The sequence below is a fragment of the Microbulbifer sp. ABF4_143 genome, assembly GCF_056160225.1.
In genome coordinates this window covers 1-17,612 of record NZ_JBSWWT010000006.1, presented here as the reverse complement: position 1 = coordinate 17,612, position 17,612 = coordinate 1, and the positions used below count along the sequence as shown (strand labels likewise).

15 protein-coding genes and 1 tRNA gene are annotated in these 17,612 nt (G+C 63.4%); all 16 read right to left on the bottom strand.

The genetic code is table 11. The features are described from left to right. Positions 1-300: 300 nt before the first annotated feature. The 16 genes from ACXAF3_RS06170 to rlmE all read right to left on the bottom strand — a co-directional run bounded on the left by ACXAF3_RS06170 (position 301) and on the right by rlmE (position 17,409). Positions 301-1,677 carry an AgmX/PglI C-terminal domain-containing protein gene (locus tag ACXAF3_RS06170; protein ID WP_475111418.1) on the bottom strand — a complete coding sequence of 459 codons (1,377 nt, stop codon included), beginning with the start codon at positions 1,675-1,677 and terminating at the stop codon, positions 301-303. Positions 1,678-1,686: 9 nt separating this feature from the next. Further along, a complete protein-coding gene (locus tag ACXAF3_RS06165) occupies positions 1,687-2,223 on the bottom strand; it encodes an ExbD/TolR family protein (RefSeq protein WP_475111417.1) in 537 nt (178 codons plus the stop codon). Beyond that, on the bottom strand, positions 2,220-2,810 hold the full coding sequence (locus ACXAF3_RS06160; RefSeq protein WP_475111416.1) for an ExbD/TolR family protein: 591 nt from the start codon (positions 2,808-2,810) through the stop codon (positions 2,220-2,222). The genes ACXAF3_RS06165 and ACXAF3_RS06160 overlap by 4 nt, the downstream gene beginning before the upstream one ends. Next, entirely contained in the window at positions 2,810-3,592 is a 783-nt protein-coding gene (locus ACXAF3_RS06155; protein WP_475111415.1) for a MotA/TolQ/ExbB proton channel family protein, read from the bottom strand. Before ACXAF3_RS06155 ends, ACXAF3_RS06160 begins: the two co-directional genes overlap by 1 nt. 146 nt (positions 3,593-3,738) lie before the next feature. Beyond that, on the bottom strand, positions 3,739-4,053 hold the full coding sequence (locus ACXAF3_RS06150) for a hypothetical protein (RefSeq protein WP_475111414.1): 315 nt from the start codon (positions 4,051-4,053) through the stop codon (positions 3,739-3,741). Then, entirely contained in the window at positions 4,050-4,643 is a 594-nt protein-coding gene (locus tag ACXAF3_RS06145) for a tetratricopeptide repeat protein (RefSeq protein ID WP_475111413.1), read from the bottom strand. Before ACXAF3_RS06145 ends, ACXAF3_RS06150 begins: the two co-directional genes overlap by 4 nt. A gap of 12 nt (positions 4,644-4,655) precedes the next feature. Then, positions 4,656-7,727: a tetratricopeptide repeat protein gene (locus ACXAF3_RS06140; RefSeq protein WP_475111412.1), complete on the bottom strand. Its 3,072-nt coding sequence runs from the start codon at positions 7,725-7,727 to the stop codon at positions 4,656-4,658. Positions 7,728-7,822: 95 nt separating this feature from the next. Further along, positions 7,823-9,874 carry a tetratricopeptide repeat protein gene (locus tag ACXAF3_RS06135; protein ID WP_475111411.1) on the bottom strand — a complete coding sequence of 684 codons (2,052 nt, stop codon included), beginning with the start codon at positions 9,872-9,874 and terminating at the stop codon, positions 7,823-7,825. A gap of 2 nt (positions 9,875-9,876) precedes the next feature. Beyond that, positions 9,877-10,386, bottom strand: coding sequence for a hypothetical protein (locus ACXAF3_RS06130; RefSeq protein ID WP_475111410.1), 510 nt, complete (start codon positions 10,384-10,386; stop codon positions 9,877-9,879). 453 nt (positions 10,387-10,839) lie between these two features. Beyond that, positions 10,840-10,925 (bottom strand) — tRNA-Leu (locus ACXAF3_RS06125). A gap of 9 nt (positions 10,926-10,934) precedes the next feature. After that, the gene (gene secG / locus ACXAF3_RS06120; RefSeq protein WP_475111409.1) at positions 10,935-11,372 is read right to left on the bottom strand and encodes a preprotein translocase subunit SecG; all 438 of its coding nucleotides are present in this window, start codon (positions 11,370-11,372) and stop codon (positions 10,935-10,937) included. A gap of 70 nt (positions 11,373-11,442) precedes the next feature. Next, positions 11,443-12,174 carry a triose-phosphate isomerase gene (gene tpiA / locus ACXAF3_RS06115; RefSeq protein WP_475111408.1) on the bottom strand — a complete coding sequence of 244 codons (732 nt, stop codon included), beginning with the start codon at positions 12,172-12,174 and terminating at the stop codon, positions 11,443-11,445. A 101-nt stretch (positions 12,175-12,275) separates the two neighbouring features. After that, entirely contained in the window at positions 12,276-13,625 is a 1,350-nt protein-coding gene (gene glmM, locus ACXAF3_RS06110) for a phosphoglucosamine mutase (protein ID WP_475111407.1), read from the bottom strand. A gap of 84 nt (positions 13,626-13,709) precedes the next feature. Beyond that, a complete protein-coding gene (gene folP, locus ACXAF3_RS06105; RefSeq protein ID WP_475111406.1) occupies positions 13,710-14,552 on the bottom strand; it encodes a dihydropteroate synthase in 843 nt (280 codons plus the stop codon). 143 nt (positions 14,553-14,695) lie between these two features. Beyond that, positions 14,696-16,597, bottom strand: coding sequence for an ATP-dependent zinc metalloprotease FtsH (gene ftsH, locus ACXAF3_RS06100; RefSeq protein WP_475111569.1), 1,902 nt, complete (start codon positions 16,595-16,597; stop codon positions 14,696-14,698). 191 nt (positions 16,598-16,788) lie between these two features. Continuing rightward, complete coding sequence (gene rlmE, locus ACXAF3_RS06095; protein WP_475111405.1) at positions 16,789-17,409, bottom strand: 23S rRNA (uridine(2552)-2'-O)-methyltransferase RlmE; 621 nt, start codon at positions 17,407-17,409, stop codon at positions 16,789-16,791. Positions 17,410-17,612 lie beyond the last annotated feature (203 nt).

Sequence of the window (17,612 nt, the reverse complement as noted above, 5' to 3'; positions counted from 1 at the left end):
CACCGGGCAGCCGTGAAGCAGGTCATAAATAGCGGCCTGGCAGGGAACTTTTTTCAGGTTTGCCAAGTGGTTCTCAGCGGAACTTGAGGTGGATTATTAAGTGATGGGCAGAGGGTATCGGGGCGGGAGTTGAGGCCGCTCTCGGTTGTTGGTGAACACCTTTGCCTCGCTGGAGGCGGCGGGATTGATCGCGGCCAACGGCCGCTGCTACAGCGGGTCTGCGACCCGTTTGCCGAGCGCCAGCTGGGCGCTCCCGGCCTTCCCCTCCCCCGCAAACGGGAGAGGGGGGCTATGCGGCCGTCAGGCCGCGGGGAGGAAGTCGATCGGGTAGAGGATGGTGATGGTCGGGACTCCGGCCTTGGGACCGAAATTGAACCTCTTCACCCTCGCGACGATCTTGGCGTTCAGGGCCGGGGAATCCATATCGCTGGACTCGACTTTCGCCAGCGACACAGAGCCGTCCGGTTCGATGGTGATCTTCAGGACCATCTTGCCCTGCAGGGCCGGGTTGTTGCGCAGCTCGCGGTTGTAGATGCGGTACAGCGAGGCCTTGTAGCGGTCGAAGACGATCTGGATCTCCTCGTCGGTACGGGACGGGCCCACGCCGTCGCTGAGCGGGCGATCCTCGCCGGCGAAGTCGCCCTCGGTGCCGATGGAGCTCTCCACCCGGGAGAAGGCCACGCCGGCGAGCGCCGAGCCGGTGCCGCCGGCATTGCGGCTGAGCTCGGCGGTGTTGATACCACCGCTGCCCGCCGTCGCGGCCGCGGTGATCAGCGAGCGCTGACTGCGGTTCTCCTTCTTGCCCGCGGTGCTGAGCTGTGTCCGCTGGCCCAGGCGGTTGTCGAGGTCGTCCTGGATAAGATCCTGGAAGTTGTCCTTGAAGGCCAGCACACCGGCGCGCTCGGCCTTCTTGCGCGCTTCCTTCTTTTCCGCCTTGGTGGGTTTGGGATCCGCCTGCGCGACCTGCTGCTTGGGCTCCGGTTTCTTCTCCTCGGTTTTGGGCTTCGGCTTCTCCGGTTCCGGCGGCGGCTTGGGCTTGGTCTTCTTCTCGATCACCAGCTTGGCCAGGCGCTCGGGGATTTCCACCACCTCGTCCTTGTCCGGCTCCGGCAGTGTCCATAGGGGCACCATATAGCCGAGCAGCAGGGCCACCAGCAGGGAGGCAAACAGGCAGCGGCGGAAGCGCCTCTCGTCCTCGCCCTGGGTGTGCCAGGGCATCACCATCGGCCGGTATTCCGGCGGCTCGAACTCGCGGGTTACCTCGAACTCGAATTGGGCCTCTTCCTCCTCGCGGCGGAGGTTTTCGGCGCGCTCATCCAGTTCAAAGATTTCATCCCGACAGTCCTCGATCTGCTCGAGCAGGCGCCTGCGGCGCCCCTGCAGTTGGTCGAGACTGGCGTTATAGACGCTTACAGTGTGCTGGATACGGCGGACGATCGCCCTGGAGGCGTCCTCGCGGTAGTCTTCGGCCCAGAACAGCTCTCCGGCACCGACTTCTTCCAGCTTGGCGAGCCGCTCGGAAATTTCGTCGAGCAACTGGTGCTTGACGCCGTCTTTGCGCAGCTCTTCCAGTTTGGCATCTATCCGCTGCCGCTCGCCTTCCAGCGCGTGCATGCGCCGGCGAACCGCTTCCAGTTCGCCGCTGATCGCCCGCTGTTGTTGAAGAAAATTACTCACAAACTTCCATTAACCTTGAGATGCTTTCTGAATAACCGCCAGAGAGACCTTGGTGTATCCCGCATCGGTACAGCTGGACATCACCTTCTTGAGCAGGCTGAACGGGATTGTCCTGTCTGCGAGGATATTGACCTCCGGCGGCTGCTGCTGTGATGCTTCGCCCCCGGCTTCGGAGGCATCTTCATCCACCTTATTGATCAGCAGCGCCTTGCCCATTTCGGCAATCATCGCCTGCTTGATGGCCTCGATCACCGTCTCCTCGCTGTTGATGACCTCCTCGGTGGCGATCACCGAGTTGGATTCAACGAGGATCTCCGTATCGGTCACCATCAGGGTCACCGTCTCCCGCGGTTTGGTCTCCACGACCGAATCCGGCAGAGTGATGACCTTCGGCGGCTCCAGCGCCTCGTTGCTGGAGGTATTGGTCAGCAGGAAGAACACCAGGATGGTGAATACATCCATCAGCGATGTCAGGTTCATACCCGAAGTTTTCTTGCGCCTGTGGCTCCTGGCCATGCGCTTCATGCGTCGGCTTTCGTGTTTCACGGCGCATCTCCTATGGAAATATCCGGGAAGAGCACCACATGCTCGACCGCCTCCGGATCATCCGGGTCACTGCCTTCCGGGCGCACGTCGGCGCCGCGCACGGCATCCATAACGCCGACCAGATGCTCATAGGCGATATCCGGCTCCATCAGCAGTATCGAATCGGTTTTGTCCGGGTAGCTGCCCTTCACTTGCAACAGGAACTGGCTCAGTTTCTTCAGGTCGTAGACCTCTTCAGTCGGCGGTACGACCCGCTCCTCGCCTTCCTCCACGGCATCGGCTGCCTCTGCCTGCGCCTCGGCTTCCGCCCCCTGCCCGGCGGCGTTCAGGTTCGGAAAGCGGGCTATCACCTTTTCGCCGTCGCTGATTTCCAGCGCCTCCTTGCGCACCACAACCTCAACGGTCACGGTGGGATCGTCCGGCGCGCCGCCGCCGGCACCGCTCGGCATGTTCAGCTCGAGGATGGTGACCCGCGAAAATACCGCTGACACCAGCAGGAACGGCACCAGCACCACCATCAGGTTCAGGAAGGCGGTGATATCCAGTTCCGGAGCGTCTTTTTCTCTCGCGTGGCGCCGCCGTCTCATTACACTTTTTCCACTTGCTGTTCTTCGGCAGTGCTCTCAGCGATGGCACGCTCGTCTTCCTCGCCATCGCTTTTCTCGGCGGTGGTCTCTTCGGCGTTATTCTCGGCAGCGGCCTTGTCCGCGGCCGGCACGTCTATCTCGTAGCGGCGGCGCGTGGCGGTGGAGATCAGGTTCAGCGCCTTGACGGAAACCATTTCCAGGCTGTCGATAATCTCCCCGGTCAGGGAGTTCAGCAGCGCGTGCACTACCAGCAGCGGAATACCGGTCATCAGACCGAAGGCGGTGGTATTCATCGCCACCGAGATACTGGCGGAGAGCAGGTCGGCCTTCTCCGCCGGGTTGGCGTTGGCGACCGCGGTAAAGGCCTCGATCAGCCCCATAATGGTGCCCAGCAGGCCGAGCAGTGTGGCGATGTTGGAGAAGAGGGCCACATAGGGGGTGCGCTTCTCGAGCTGCGGAATAATCTCCATCATGCTCTCTTCCATCGCGATCTCGATATCCTCGCGGCGGCGCACCGTGCCCTGGCGTGCGAGGCCCATCCCCAGCAATTTGCTCACGCTGGAATTGTCCTGCTTGACCAGGTTGCGCGCGCGATCGAAGTCGCCGGAGGCCAGAATCGGCTGCAGCTTGTCCCACATGGCGCGATTGGTATGGCGCTCGTAGATCAGGCGGATATAGCGCTCGGTCGCCACGGCGACACCCAAGGCGGCCACGACCAGAATGGGGTACATGAAGGTACCACCTGTCTGGAAGAACGCGATTACGCTGTTAAAAAAGTCCATCACAAACCCTCTTTATAAATACCGCAGTAATTTTGTTGAATCTTTGGGTGGTGGGCACGCTTCGCTTTGCCCATCCTATGAATCATTTGGGATCCCATGCTTCTCCCGGCATGTTTGCCTGCAAGCAGGCTCCTACAGGTGGAATATCAATCGCCTGTAAGACTCAGCTGGTAGAATTCCAGCTCGCGCATGAACACGTCCTTGTCCAGGGGCTTCAGTGTGTCGTCCATCAGGCTGGAGACCAGATCGCTCTCCACCCCCACTTCGGAACTCTTCCAGGGCACTATGTAGAGTGACTTTGGCGCTTCTTTGTTGCCGATAATCGAGATACCGGAGAGCTCCTTCACTTTTGTATCGACTTTTTTCTCACTGGCGCTTTCGGACTGCGCCTGCGCGCAGACAGCCTGTATTCCGACTGTCGCGGCGAGATAAATCGCGGCGGCTTTACCCGGTATCTTCACTGGCCGGCCCTCCTCTTCAAGTCCGCCATCCAAATGTTCACATCTTTATCGTCCGGCTCCAGGCTCAGGTACTGCTGGAATTGTGCCAGAGCGCATTGCAGATCTTGCAGATAGAGATCACACAATATGCCCAGGTTTTTAATCAGCGGCAGGTAATCGGGATTTTTAGCCAGCGCATTCACATAGATTTCCCGCGCCTCGGCGAAGCGCCCCTGCTTGCGGTAGAGCACCGCCAGCTCGTTGGTCGCCACCGGGTGCGTATCGTCCAGTGCCAGCGCCTGCAGGAGGGATTCCTCCGCATTCTTTTCATCGCCGCTCTTGTAATAGGCGATGCCGAGGTTGACGTAAGGGGCCGGCAGGCGCTTCTCTCTCTCGATCACCGACTGCAGCAACTCGATTGCAGCGGGGAAGTTTTCCTCGCGCAGATACTCCAGCGAGCGCTCGAAATCGCGGTTCACACTGCCGGATACCCGCACCGAGGTGTAGTCCGTCGTCCGCCCACCGCCGCTGGGCGTGCCGGCACAGGAGGCCAGCAGCAGCGCCATCGACAGCGCCGCCAGTTTTTGCGCGAGTTTTCCCATTGCAGACATTTTCATAACCCCTTAGCCCTCACCGCCGGACAGGGTATCGGCCGCGCTGGCCTGCTCCGGAGCCGGCGGCAGAGGCACTATACTCTGGATGTATTCACCGGCCTCCTCGGCCCTGGCGTAGCGCGCGGGCACCAGTGCGCCGAGCTTGCCGATGCTCTTGTCGATCCAGGTGTTGTAGATACCCATGCCCAGCAGTTCGACGTTTTTCTCGTGCACCGAGATGGCCTTTTCCTCAAAGGGATAGATCTGCTCCTCCAGGGCCAGCTCGTACTCTTCCAGTTCCAGCGGGCTCAGATTACCGGGGCGCTCGGAGTCCTTCAGTGCCTGGCTGAAGTGGTAGTAGATCTCCGCCAGGTAGAAGGTGGCCGCGGCGGTTACGTCCGCTACCTGGTAGTCGATCAAGTCGGTGTAGGCGCCGATGGCCGCCTTCATGCGCCGGCGCTTCTCGTTCAGGTTGCGCTCGATCGGCGCCACCAGACGCACCTGGGTAAAGGCCTCGAACTTCGGTTCCGCCAGCTGCAGCGCGGCGTTACCGGCCAGGTAGCGGGTGCGGTCGTTGCGCGCATTGCCACCGCGCAGCTCGATACGCACCATTTCCCGCAACTCATCCATATAGCGCTTCTGCTCGCCGGCGGCCTTGTACAGATCGGCAATTTTCTGGCGCGTCTCCAGCGCCGGCTCCATCGGGCTCGGGAAGAGCTGTACGTAGCGGCGCAGAACCTTCAGGGCCCGGTCGCTTTCCTTGGCCGCACTGTAGAGATCGGCCGCCTGGGTCAGCGCCTCGCGGCGCACGTCGTCATCATCCGATTCCCGCTCTATGCGCTCGAACTCCTCCGCCGCCAGTAGCAGCTCACCGCTTTCCTGGTAGACGACAGCGAGCTTCTTGGTGACGTCTTTGGCCAATTGGTGCTGCGGGAAGTTGCGGCGGAAGCCGTTCAGCACCGACGCGGCCCGTGTCCAGTCCTGCAGCACGATCAGCGCGGCCGCCGCATCGTATTCGGCGGTGGCGAGCAGGGTTGCGCCGGGCGCCGCCTCGCGGATACGCAGGAAGTGGCTCGCCGCCGTCGCGTGATCTTCCTGTTTGCGCGCCAGGTCGCCCTGCTGATAGATGGAGGCGGCCAGGTTGTCCACCAGGCCGGCCCTGTCTTCGGCGTCCGCGGCGGTCAGTGCCAGGGCCTCGCCGTAGGCGGACTCCGCATCGACATAGGCCTCGGTGTCGAAGGAGGCGTGCGCGACCAGCATCCAGGCGGAGCGGCGAATCTCTTGTTCCGCCGCCGGGAACTTCTCCAGCAACAATCGGCCGTTGTGGATCGTCTGCGGGAAGTCCTTCAGGCCGTAGAGCTCCTCCACTGCGCCCACCATGATTCTCGGCGCCTTGTCGTGCTGCGGGAAGGTGTCGGCGAATTTGAGCGAGGAACGGATGATCTCCCGCAGCAGGGGGGCGCGTTCGGCCGCAGGGGCCTCTTTCAGGTTGTTCGCCAGGTGCTCGCGGTAGGCGTAGACGGCGGCGTAGCCGGCCTCGCTGGAATCCTTGTGCGCCGGGTAGTCGTAGGCGGTGCGCTCGTATTCCCGCGCGGCGTTGAGGAAGTCGCGGTTCTCGAGCATCAGGCCCGCGAGCTGGTTGTTGATCTCCGGCGCGCGGGGTTTGTCGCTGAAGGAGTGCAGATAGCTGCGATACCAGTGGATCGCCTCGCGGTAGTGCTCCGCCTTTTTGTCTTTGAGCTTCTTGTTCTGATAGGCGGCGTGGTAGTGGCTGGCCAGGTCGATCAGGTTGCTCTGCAGGAACTCGACCACTTCGCCGTATTCGTTGATATCGAAAACGTTCCAGTACTCGGCGTCGAGCGCATAGGTGGTGGCGAATTCCTTCTTCGCGTCCAGTACCAGTTTGGGGAAGCCGCCCTTCTTGTATATCTCGATCACGCGGATCGAGAAGTCCGCAGATACCTTGTGCAGCGGATTGCGCTCCACGAACACATTGTAGGACTTGGCCGCATCCTGGTAGCGGCGCTTGTCCAGGTAGTATTCGCCGAGGCTGCTGTAAACCAGGGACTCGTAGTCGCGCGCGCCCTTGCGGGAGAAGTAGTCGACGATGGAGTCGGCTCCGCCCAGGTAGGAGAAGCTCAGACTGATAACGCGGAAGGTGTCCTCGACATGCTTGCGCTCGACCTCGTTGCTCTGCTGCTCGAAGTCGTAGCCCTTGGACAGTTTGTAGTCGAGCATGGCGATATAGTCATCCAGCGCCATCTCGTACATATCCTGCTTGAACAGGGACCAGCCGCGCTTGTACAGCGCCAGCTCATAGAAACTGGAGGCGACGCCCAGCTCGATGACCTTGCCGTAGGCTTCCTCCGCGTCCAGGTATTTCTTGCGCGTAAAATAGTATTCGCCGAGGCGGAAATAGGCCTCGTCGATATGGCGCGAGTTCGGGTAGCTGGCAACCAGCTGCCGCAATACGTCCACCGCGGCCTCGATCTGCCCCGTCTCCTCGTAGGCACGGGAAAGCTGGTACATCACCTGGTCGTTGCGGTCGTATAGCGGGTATTTGGCCAGCAACTTGCGGTACAGGTCGATGGCCTCGCGGGCATTGGCGGAGAGCAGCGCCTCGCTGTCACCGCCGGGCAACTCCGGCGCGGCGCTACTGGATGCGATATCGATACCGGCGGTCGCGCGCGCCTCGAAATCGCTGTCCGACTCCCGCGGGCCGCTTGCGGAATTATCCGCGAGGGCCGCCGGCGCCGACTCGAGCGGCGCACTGGCGCGCGCCGGGGCGTCCAAGCGCTTCGCCGACGCGGCACTTTCCGCGTCTATCGCGACCGCGGCACCGCTGCCGGCGGCACTGGCGGCCACATCGATCACCGTATCTTCCGCTCGGTGGGCCTGCTTGATCTTCAGGTCGGCGATCCGGCGCATCGCCTCCGGCGTCAGGCTGGATTCCGGGGTTTCCTGCAGGTATTTCTGGTAGCTGGCGAGCGCCTTCTCCAGACTGCCGTCGATATACTCCTCTTTGATTTCGATATCGACACTGTGCAGGCTGCCGATGGTTTTGCCGCTGTTGACCGCACAGGCGCTCAGCAGCAGGGCCATGGAGGCCGCGGTCGCAAGTTGCAGCACCCCGCAGGGGCGGGCCTGAGCCCGCTGCTCCCGATACGCGGATCTTACAGAGAGAGGCTGCGGCAATTTCACGAGTCTCCCCCCTCTTGCACGGGCGCTTCCAGTTCCGGCGGGTTGTCCTGCGGCAGCGCCTCAGGCTGGTTGGCCCGGTACTGCTCTATCTTGCGCTGGTCGGCGCGCCGCTCCTGCAGCTCGTTGGCGCGGTCGTAGCTGTCCGCGAGGGCGAAGCGGGCTTTGATCTGATAGCTCTCCAGCTGCGCGCGGCGGCGGTCCAGCTCCTGGACCGCGAGGGCCTCCAGCATATTGCCCTGCCGCGCCATCAGGGTTTCCAGCCTGCCCTGGGCGGCCTGAATCTGCGCGCGCAGGCGGCGGATGCCGTCGTTGTAACCGGTATAGCTGTGGGTGGCGGCCTGGCGGCTGCGCACATAGGATTGATAGACAGTCTGCAACTGCGCTATCTCTTCGTTCAGCTCCTGCAGGTGCTTGTAGGCCTCCGTCAGGCGCTGATCGTATTCGGTCGCCAAACGCCAGTTGAGCACGCCTTCCAGGCGCGCGATGCGCGCTTCGGCTTCCTCGCTGTAGTGGCGGGGTCCGCCGGCGAACAGGCCGCGCATCCGCTGCAGCCGCAGGCGCGCCTCCTGCTCCTCGGCTGTGGCCAGGTATTCGGGGCGGCGGGTGACCAGCATCTGCTCGATGCGGCTGGCGAACTTGTCCCGCTGCTCGACGCGCAGTTTGATGCGCGCATCCAATTCGCGGAATTTCCGGTCCAGTCCCGGCAGCAGCGGCTCGTAGTAGTTGCGGCGTAACTCGATGATGTCCTCGTAGGCCGCCAGGCTCTTCAGCCACTCCTCGTTGCGCTCGAACAGGTCGTTCAAATCGCGGTAGTTGCGCAGGAATTCCTGGTAGTCATTAGAAGCCATCAGGTCGAGCAGGTAGTGGGTCTCCGGGGCGTCCGGCAGCTCGCGCAGTGCCACTACCCAGTTTTTGACCTGGGTTGCCTCCTTGCGGCGCAGCGCCTCGAGAAATTTCCCCTCGCGGATGCTCTCGATGGAAGCGCTGAGGATATCGATCTCATTGCCGAAGGATTCCAGCGCGCGGCCGTAGTTGATTGCCGCGGTGCTGTGCACATCCAGCTTGCCGTAGGCGTAGGGCACGGCCAGTAACGCCTCCTGCACCGAGGCGTCGGTGCTCTTGCGTTCCTGCAGCAGCTTCCAGGGCACCAGCGCGCGGTCGTAGCGGCCGGCTTTCGCCTCCACCCAGCCGGCGCCGAGCAGGGCGCGATTGGAGAAGGGCCCCTCGAGATTCACGCGGTCGAAATAGGGCCTGGCCAGATCCAGTTGCCCCGCCTCCATCAGACGGGAGCCCAACAGCAGGTTGGTCTTGTCGTACAGCGCCTGTTTGGCGGGGTCGGAACTGCGCTTCTTGCCCAGGGCGGTCAACTCCAGAATGCCGCGCTCCTCCTCGCCCGCCTTGAGCTGCGCTATGCCGAGGTTGTACTGCACAAAGCCGTCCAGGGACGCCTCGCCCTTGAGGCCCCGCAGCAGTGCCACCGCCTCCTCGAAACGGCCCAGCTCCATGTAGACGCGGGCGCGCAGGAACTGCTCATCCGCGCGCACTCTTTCCGGCACGGGCCCGTCGATCATCTCCAGGGCGTGCAGCGCGTTGCGGGGCTGCTGTTTGTGGTAGTGGATTTTTGCCAGGCGGTAGGCGGCTTCGTTGCGCACCGGCTGCGGCACATTGCCCTTCAGCACCGCCTCGATCGCGCGGCCGGCCTCGCGGTGCATACGGTAGGAGAGTTCCAGGTCGCCCACGGAGAATTCCGCCTGCCCCAGGTGCGCGGTAAAGGGATCCAGCTCCGGCTCGTCCAGGCGGCGATACTGGTTCAGCTCCGTATCCAGGCCGACGATCGCATCGAAATAATTCTCCTGGTAGGCCTGGAACATGGCCTCACCGAAGAACAGATCCTCGAGTTTTTCCCTGTTTTCAACCGCGGCGGCGCTGGAAAAGAAGGCGCCGGCCAGCACTCCCAAACCGAGGGAGCGGGCCCAGCAAATGGCTGCGGCCGAGCGCAACCCTGCCGGCAGGGCGCGGCGTCGGGCGGATACCAGACGGAAAGCCATGGTTACCAGTCCTTGAAGTTAATCGCAGACTCGGACCCGGCAATCTTGATTTCGACAAATTTGGGACCCACGGCCTTTTCCACCTTGTAGCTGGCGCTGGCCCGGTATTCCCTGCCCGACGGGGATTTGCCGATAAAACTCACTTCGAGCGGGTGGCTGCCGGTCTGCACGTTACCGGTATAGATTCTCTGCACACCGCCCTTCTGCAGCGCCTCTATCTCGCGGAAGGTGTAGAGGTGGTGTGCAACTATCTCGTTGTTGAGCTTGAGCTGCACCGCCTCTAGATCAAAAGCCTGCGCATCCGCGAGCGACACAAAAAATGAGACCTGGGTATTGGAGGGGAAGAGTAATTTTTCCTCCAGCTGACGGAGCTCGGCGGTCAAATCGATCACGTCTTTCTTGACGTCCTGGATCTGCTCGTCGAGACCGCGGATATCGTCGCGGCTCACATCCTGCCCGTGAACGGCGCCCGCCAGCAGCAACAAAATTGTTATCTGTAGAATTCTGACCATGTTATCTACCTCTGACCCTACCTCTAACAATAAGCGCCGGCGACGCTGCGGCCACGGACGGGCCGTCGGGAAACACCTGTAAACAGGGGACTTTCAGCCAGCGGAATTGTATTGCAATCGGGGTGCGGCCAAATGTGAGACAGGTCATATCTCACGCATCCGGCCTCGAGGATTGTTTACAGCCCCGCGGAGGAATGCAGTCGCGAAAAAATCCCGCGCAGGCACGCCGTTCAAAGTGGCACACACTGCGACACGAAAAGGTGAACGCCTAGACAATTCGCCGGCAGGAATTTTCCAAATTGAGACGCACTCGAAATTATTCGACCGGAAGGAGTCTGCCGAACCGACAACAGACAGGAAGACGCCGCCGGCGCGTCCGGCAGGAACGGATCGCGGCGGGACAAGACTGGAAAGCACAAAAAAAGGCACCCGCTTGCGCGGGTGCCTTGAAGATGGTGCCCAGGGCGGGACTTGAACCCGCACGAGCTAGGCTCACTACCCCCTCAAGATAGCGTGTCTACCAATTCCACCACCTGGGCTAAAAACTGTTACTGCTGATCCTCTTCCTCGGCGGGCGCCTCTTCAGAAGGCGTCTTGCTCACCGGAGCCTCCGGGACATCACCCGCCTCCGGCGCCGCGTCCAGCTGCGGGATATCACCGGGTACGTCGCTGTCGATTTCCGGCAGCTCGCCCGGGACCGGCTGCTCGACCGCCGCCGGAATCTGCGGCAGATCCGCGTCGATATCCGCTTCGGCACCCTGCTTGGCCAGAAGGGCCAGGCCGAGACTGGTGACGAAGAATACGGTAGCCATGATGGCTGTCAAGCGGGAAAAAAAGTTACCGCTGCCCTGACTGCCGAATACGGTCTGCGACGCGCCGGCACCAAAGGAGGCACCCGCTTCAGCACCCTTGCCCTGCTGCAGCAGGATCAGGCCGATAATGCTGAGCGCGGTCAGGATATGAACGATTAAAACCAACTTTTCCATTGTCTGGAAACTCTCTGCCGGGGTTCCGCGAACCCGTTATTCAGTGTTCTCTGCTTTCGCCATCGCGCCGTTAAGCGGCAGCGCGGCAAATCTTGGCAAACTCTTCCGCGTCCAGCGAGGCGCCGCCCACCAGCGCGCCATCTATGTCCGCCTGTGCAAACAGCGCCTCGGCGTTGCCCGCCTTCACACTGCCGCCGTACAGGATCCGCACTCCGGCGCCGGCTTCGCCCAGACGCGCGCGGATAAACCGGTGCACCTCCTGCGCCTGCTCCGGGGAAGCGGTCACGCCTGTGCCTATAGCCCAGACAGGCTCGTAAGCGACCACCGCCCGGCTCCAGACATCGCGCCCCTCGGCGGCCTGTGCAACCGCATCCAGTTGCGCGGCGATCACGTCCAGCGTGTTTCCGCCTTCCCGCTCCTGCAGCGTCTCGCCGACACAGAGGATCGGAATCAGGCCTGCGGATTGGGCGGCGAGGAACTTGCGCGCCACCACGGCACTGCTCTCACCGTAGAGACTGCGGCGCTCAGAGTGACCCACTATCGCGTAGCGGACACCCCAGTCGAGCAGCATGCCCGCGGACACCTCGCCGGTGAAGGCCCCGGAGGACGCTTCGCTGACATTCTGCGCCCCGAGCGCAAAGCCGGATTCCGCCTTTGCCGCAACCAGCGGCAGGTAGGGGAAGGGCGGACAGATCACTGTCTCGCAAGCCGCGCCGTCCAGATCGAGCGCCGCGAAAAACTGTTCGGCAAACTCGCGGCTGCCGTTCATTTTCCAGTTAGCTGCTACCAGCGGTGTGCGCATGTGTGCTCCTTCAAGGGGCGCAAATCTTAGCGATATTGCCGCCAACATACAACAGAAAATCCACCTTCCGCCGCAGCCGGTGGGCTGCGGCGGGCCCTGCGCTAGGCGCCCACCCTCTCCACGACGGCGGCAATCTGGGCGGCCAGCTTTTCCACCTGGGCGCGGTCGCGCCCCTCCACCATAACCCGGATCAGGGGTTCGGTACCGGACGGGCGCAGCAGCACCCGGCCGCTGTCCGCCAACTGGCGCTCGGCCTCGCTGACCGCGGTCTTGACGTCCGCGTGATCCAGCACGCCGTCGCGGTGGGTCAGGCGCACATTGATCATATGCTGAGGCAGCATATTCATCCGCGCCTTCAGTTGGTGCAGCGGCTCGCCGAAGTCGGATACCGCACGCAGCACCTGCAGGGCGGACACTATACCGTCGCCGGTGGTGGTCGCATCGGCGCAGATGATATGGCCGGAGGACTCGCCGCCGAGAGTCCAGCCGTTGGCGTGCATCTTCTCCAGCACATAGCGATCGCCCACCTTGGCGCGCTCGAACGGGATCTCCCGCTCGCGCAGGGCCAGCTCGAAGCCGTAGTTGCTCATCAGGGTGCCGACCACGCCGGTACAGCCGCCGAGGAACTGCTGGCGGTGCAGCGCGATCACAAACAGCAACTGGTCGCCGTCGACCAGTTCGCCGTTCTTGTCCACGAACAGCACCCGGTCGCCGTCTCCGTCGAAGGCGATCCCCAGATCGGCGCCCTGCTCCAGTACCGTTTTCTGCAGCTGCTGAGGCTTGGTGGAGCCGCAATCGAGATTGATATTCAGGCCGTCCGGCGCGATACCGATGCTGACCACTTCGGCGCCCAGCTCGCGGAAGACCTTCGGGGCTATGTGATAGGTGGCGCCGTTGGCGCAGTCGAGCACAATCTTCATGCCCTCGAGGGAGAAGCCCCAGGGCGTCGAGGCCTTGCAGAACTCGATATAGCGCGAAGCCGCGTCGTCGATGCGCCTGGCCTTGCCCAGGTCCGGCGATGTGGTCATCGGCAGCGCCAGGGCCGCCTCTATCTCCTGCTCCACCTGATCCGGCAGCTTGCTGCCGTCGGCGCTGAAGAACTTGATGCCGTTGTCGTGATAGGGGTTGTGGGACGCGCTGATAACGATACCCGCCTGGGCGTGGAAGGTGCGCGTCAGATAGGCGATGGCCGGGGTGGGCATCGGGCCCAGCAGGCCCACGTCGACGCCGGCGTTGATCAGCCCGGCCTCCAGGGCCGCCTCGAACATATAGCCGGACACGCGGGTGTCCTTGCCGATCAGGATGCTGCGGCGCCCGGAGCGCTTGCTGCCGGCCATAGCCCCCAACACCTTGCCGGCGGCGTAACCGAGGCGCAGCATGAAATCCGGAGTGATGGCTCCCTCACCCACGCGGCCGCGGATGCCGTCGGTTCCGAAATATTGTCTCGCCATTTTTTACTTCTCTTCTGATGTTTTTTTACGCGGGGGCGAACCTAGTGTCCGCCCCTGCAGATCAACCGCGAGGCCCGACAATTATTACGGGCCGTCCACCAACTGCTGCATCTTGAGCACGTCCACCGTCGCGGCGACGTCGTGTACGCGCAGTATCTTCGCGCCGCGCTGGGCGGCGAGCAGGGCCAGGGCCAGGCTGCCCGGCAGGCGCTCTTGGACCTCGCGGTTCAGCAGCCGGCCGATCATCGACTTGCGCGACACCCCCACCAGCAGCGGGATATCCGACGGCGCCAGCGCACGGAGGTTCCGCATCAGCGCCAGGTGGTGCTCGTCGTTCTTGCCGAAGCCAAAACCGGGATCCAGGATGATCCGCTCGCGCGCGATGCCGGCATCCTCGCAGGCGCGCATCCGCTCCTGCAGGTAAGCGTCCACTTCCGCCACCACGTCGTCGTAGTGCGGGGCCCGCTGCATGGTGCCCGGCTGGCCCTGCATATGCATCAGGCACACGGGCAGGCCGGTGGCCGCCGCCGCTTCCAGGGCGCCGGGGCGCGTGAGCGCGCGCACGTCGTTGATCATACCGGCGCCGGCGGCGGCGGATGCGGCAATCACCGACGGCGTACTGGTATCGACGGAAATGATCGCGCCCAGTTTCGCGCCGATAGCCTCCACCACCGGCACCACCCGCTCCAGCTCCTCCCGCTCGGAGACCGGCGCCGCGCCGGGGCGGGTGGACTCGCCGCCGACATCGATGATGGCCGCGCCCTCATTCAGCATCTGCTCCGCCCGTCGCAGCGCCAGGTCCAGGTCCAGGGCGCCGCCGGCGTAGTAGCTGCCGCCGTCGGAAAAGGAGTCGGGAGTCGTGTTCAGGATGCCCATAACAACCGGGCGGGACAGGTCGAGTGTGTGTTTGCCGCAGGTGAGATGCATAGCGAAAAGTGGTTATTTGCGTGCGGGTGGTTAGTGTAGGGCCGGAGGCGCTGTGAATACATGGAGCGGCCCATGGCCGCGATCTGAGTCTGATCGCGGCCATGGGCCGCTCCTACAGGGTGGCGGGGCCTGGGGCCCCCGGTTCAGTGACCGCTCACCGGGCCGCCGATGGGCTTCTCGGCCTCGTCGGTGCCGGCCTCGCCGCTGGACTTGCCGGGGCCTCCGCCGTAATCGCTGTCGTGCCAGTCCCGCGGCGGGCGCACCTTGCGCCGCGCCATCAGGTCGTCCACCTGCTCCGCATCCAGGGTCTCGTATTCCATCAGCGCGTCTTTCATCGCCTCGAGAATATCGCGGTTCTCCTCCAGCAGTTTGCGCGCGCGCTCGTAGCAGCTGTCGATAATGCGGCGCACCTCCGCATCGATTTCGGCGGAGGTCTTGCCGGATACCGGATTGCCGTGACCCGGCTGGCCGCTCTCGTCCTCGCCGTAGTGCAGCGGGCCGAGTTTCTCGGACAGGCCCCACTTGGTGACCATATTGCGCGCCAGTTCGGTGGCGCGCTCGATATCGTTGGACGCGCCGGTGGTGACGCCGTCTGCGCCCAGGGTCATCTCCTCGGCAATGCGGCCGCCGAACAGGGAGCACAGCTGCGATTCGATCGCGCGCTTGGACAGGCTGTACTTGTCCTCCTCCGGCAGGAACTGGGTGACCCCCAGAGCGCGGCCGCGGGGAATGATGGTGACCTTGTGTACCGGGTCGTGCTCCGGCATCAGGCGGCCGATGATCGCGTGGCCGGCCTCGTGGTAGGCGGTGTTCACCTTTTCCTTCTCGTTCATGACCATGGACTTGCGCTCGGCGCCCATCATGATCTTGTCGCGGGCGCGCTCGAACTCCTCCATGGTCACGGTGCGCTTGTTGGCGCGCGCGGCGAACAGCGCCGCCTCGTTGACCAGGTTGGCCAGATCGGCACCGGAGAATCCGGGGGTGCCGCGGGCGATGGTCTGCGCGTTCACCTTGTCGTCCAGCGGCACCTTGCGCATATGCACCTTCAGGATCTGCTCGCGGCCGCGGATATCCGGCAGGCCGACGAATACCTGGCGGTCGAAGCGGCCCGGGCGCAGCAACGCGTGGTCGAGCACGTCCGGGCGGTTGGTGGCGGCGATGACGATCACGCCCTCGTTGCCCTCGAAACCGTCCATTTCCACCAGCAGCTGGTTCAGCGTCTGCTCGCGCTCGTCGTGACCGCCGCCGACGCCGGCGCCGCGGTGGCGGCCGACCGCGTCTATCTCGTCGATAAAGATGATGCACGGGGCCTGCTTCTTGGCCTGCTCGAACATATCGCGCACGCGGGATGCGCCCACGCCGACGAACATCTCGACGAAGTCGGAGCCGGAAATGGAGAAGAAAGGCACCTTGGCCTCGCCGGCGATGGCCTTGGCCAGCAGCGTCTTACCGGTGCCGGGCGGGCCGCACATCAGCACACCGCGGGGGATATTGCCGCCCAGGCGCTGGAATTTGGACGGATCGCGCAGGAACTCCACCAGCTCCTGCACCTCTTCCTTGGCCTCGTCCACGCCGGCCACGTCGGCGAAGGTGGTCTTGATCTGGTCCTCGCCCAGCAGGCGCGCCTTGCTCTTGCCGAACGCCATGGGGCCGGAGCGGCCGCCGGCGCCGCCCTGCATCTGGCGCATAAAGAACATGAACACGGCGATGATAATCAGGATCGGGAAGCTGGCCACCAGCAGTTGCTGCCAGATGCTGGGGGACTCGGGCTCGCGGCCGACGAACTGCACATTGCTGCGCACCAGCTCGTTGGTCAGCTCGTCGTCGATTATCTGCGGCTGAATGGTCTTGAAACGGCTGCCGTCGGCCTTTTCGCCAGTGATCACCAGACCGTCGACAATCACGCTTTTGACCTGGCCCGACTGCACATCCTGCACGAAGTCGGAATAGCTGAGGGCCTCATCCCGTGACTGCGGTTTGAAGTTCTGGAAAACCATCAGCAGCACCGCCGCGATGATCAACCACAGCACCAGGTTTTTTGCCATATCGTTCAAAGGGATAGCCCTCTCGCGTTCGCTCTCACTTTCAATACCGGCCCACACTGGGCGTTCACACCAGTATAGGCGCGGTGTCTTTGCGCCCCGGGTAGCGGGCGCTGCGCCTCACCGCCCGGGGCGGCACAGAGACGCTTATACCATACAAGGAGCATCGGCCTGAAACGGCCAGGTCATCAACCTCAGCCCTTGAAGCCCCGGGCCACCACATAGACCTCTCGGGAACGGGGTCTGGATGCGCCGGGTTTGCGGGTCACCACACTGTTGTAGCTGCCGCGCAGATCGCGGATCAGCTCGTCGAACCCCTCGCCCTGGAACACCTTGGCGACGAAGGCGCCGCCGGGCTTCAGCACCTGGCGCGCCATATCCACCGCCAGCTCCACCAGGTACATCGAGGCCGGCTGATCCACGTCGCGGATACCACTCATATTGGGGGCCATATCGGAAATCACAAGGTCCGCCTTGTCCTCGCCGAGGCGCTCCAGCAGCTGGTTCAGCACCGATTCCTCGGTAAAGTCCCCCTGCACAAACTCGACCCCGGCCAGCGGATCCATCGGCAGTATATCGGAGGCCAGCACGCGCCCCCTGTGACCGACCAGTTCCATCGCCACCTGGGACCAGCCGCCGGGCGCCGCGCCCAGATCCACCACCGTCATACCCGGCTTGAACAGGCGGTCTTTGCTCTGCAGCTCCTGCAGCTTGTAGCTGGCACGGGAGCGGTAGCCCTCCTTCTGGGACTGTTTGACGTAGTGGTCGTTGAAATGTTCGCGCAGCCAGCGGTGGCTGCTCTTGGATCGGCCCATCGGGTAGAATACTTCCTCAATTTCCCTGTAGGAGCGGGGGGGGGGGGGGGGGGGGGGGGGGGGGGGGAGGGGGGGTGGGGTGGGGGGGGTTGGGTGGGGGGTTCACGAGGGGGGAACACTCCTCCCGCCCTCGTCGTGTAGTCCCCCCCCCTTCACCCCCCCTCCCCCCCCCCCCCCCCCCCCCCTCCCCCCCCCCCCGCTCC

Bases quoted from the DNA above. Each gene is read 5' to 3' on its own strand.
- ACXAF3_RS06160 (WP_475111416.1), bottom strand. From the start codon at position 2,810: ATGAGACGGCGGCGCCACGCGAGAGAAAAAGACGCTCCGGAACTGGAT.
- ACXAF3_RS06135 (WP_475111411.1), bottom strand. From the start codon at position 9,874: ATGGCTTTCCGTCTGGTATCCGCCCGACGCCGCGCCCTGCCGGCAGGG.
- glmM (WP_475111407.1), bottom strand. From the start codon at position 13,625: ATGGCGAGACAATATTTCGGAACCGACGGCATCCGCGGCCGCGTGGGT.
- secG (WP_475111409.1), bottom strand. From the start codon at position 11,372: ATGGAAAAGTTGGTTTTAATCGTTCATATCCTGACCGCGCTCAGCATT.
- tpiA (WP_475111408.1), bottom strand. From the start codon at position 12,174: ATGCGCACACCGCTGGTAGCAGCTAACTGGAAAATGAACGGCAGCCGC.
- folP (WP_475111406.1), bottom strand. From the start codon at position 14,552: ATGCATCTCACCTGCGGCAAACACACACTCGACCTGTCCCGCCCGGTT.
- ACXAF3_RS06145 (WP_475111413.1), bottom strand. From the start codon at position 4,643: ATGTCTGCAATGGGAAAACTCGCGCAAAAACTGGCGGCGCTGTCGATG.
- ACXAF3_RS06155 (WP_475111415.1), bottom strand. From the start codon at position 3,592: ATGGACTTTTTTAACAGCGTAATCGCGTTCTTCCAGACAGGTGGTACC.
- rlmE (WP_475111405.1), bottom strand. From the start codon at position 17,409: ATGGGCCGATCCAAGAGCAGCCACCGCTGGCTGCGCGAACATTTCAAC.
- ACXAF3_RS06130 (WP_475111410.1), bottom strand. From the start codon at position 10,386: ATGGTCAGAATTCTACAGATAACAATTTTGTTGCTGCTGGCGGGCGCC.
- ACXAF3_RS06140 (WP_475111412.1), bottom strand. From the start codon at position 7,727: ATGGCCCTGCTGCTGAGCGCCTGTGCGGTCAACAGCGGCAAAACCATC.
- ftsH (WP_475111569.1), bottom strand. From the start codon at position 16,597: ATGGCAAAAAACCTGGTGCTGTGGTTGATCATCGCGGCGGTGCTGCTG.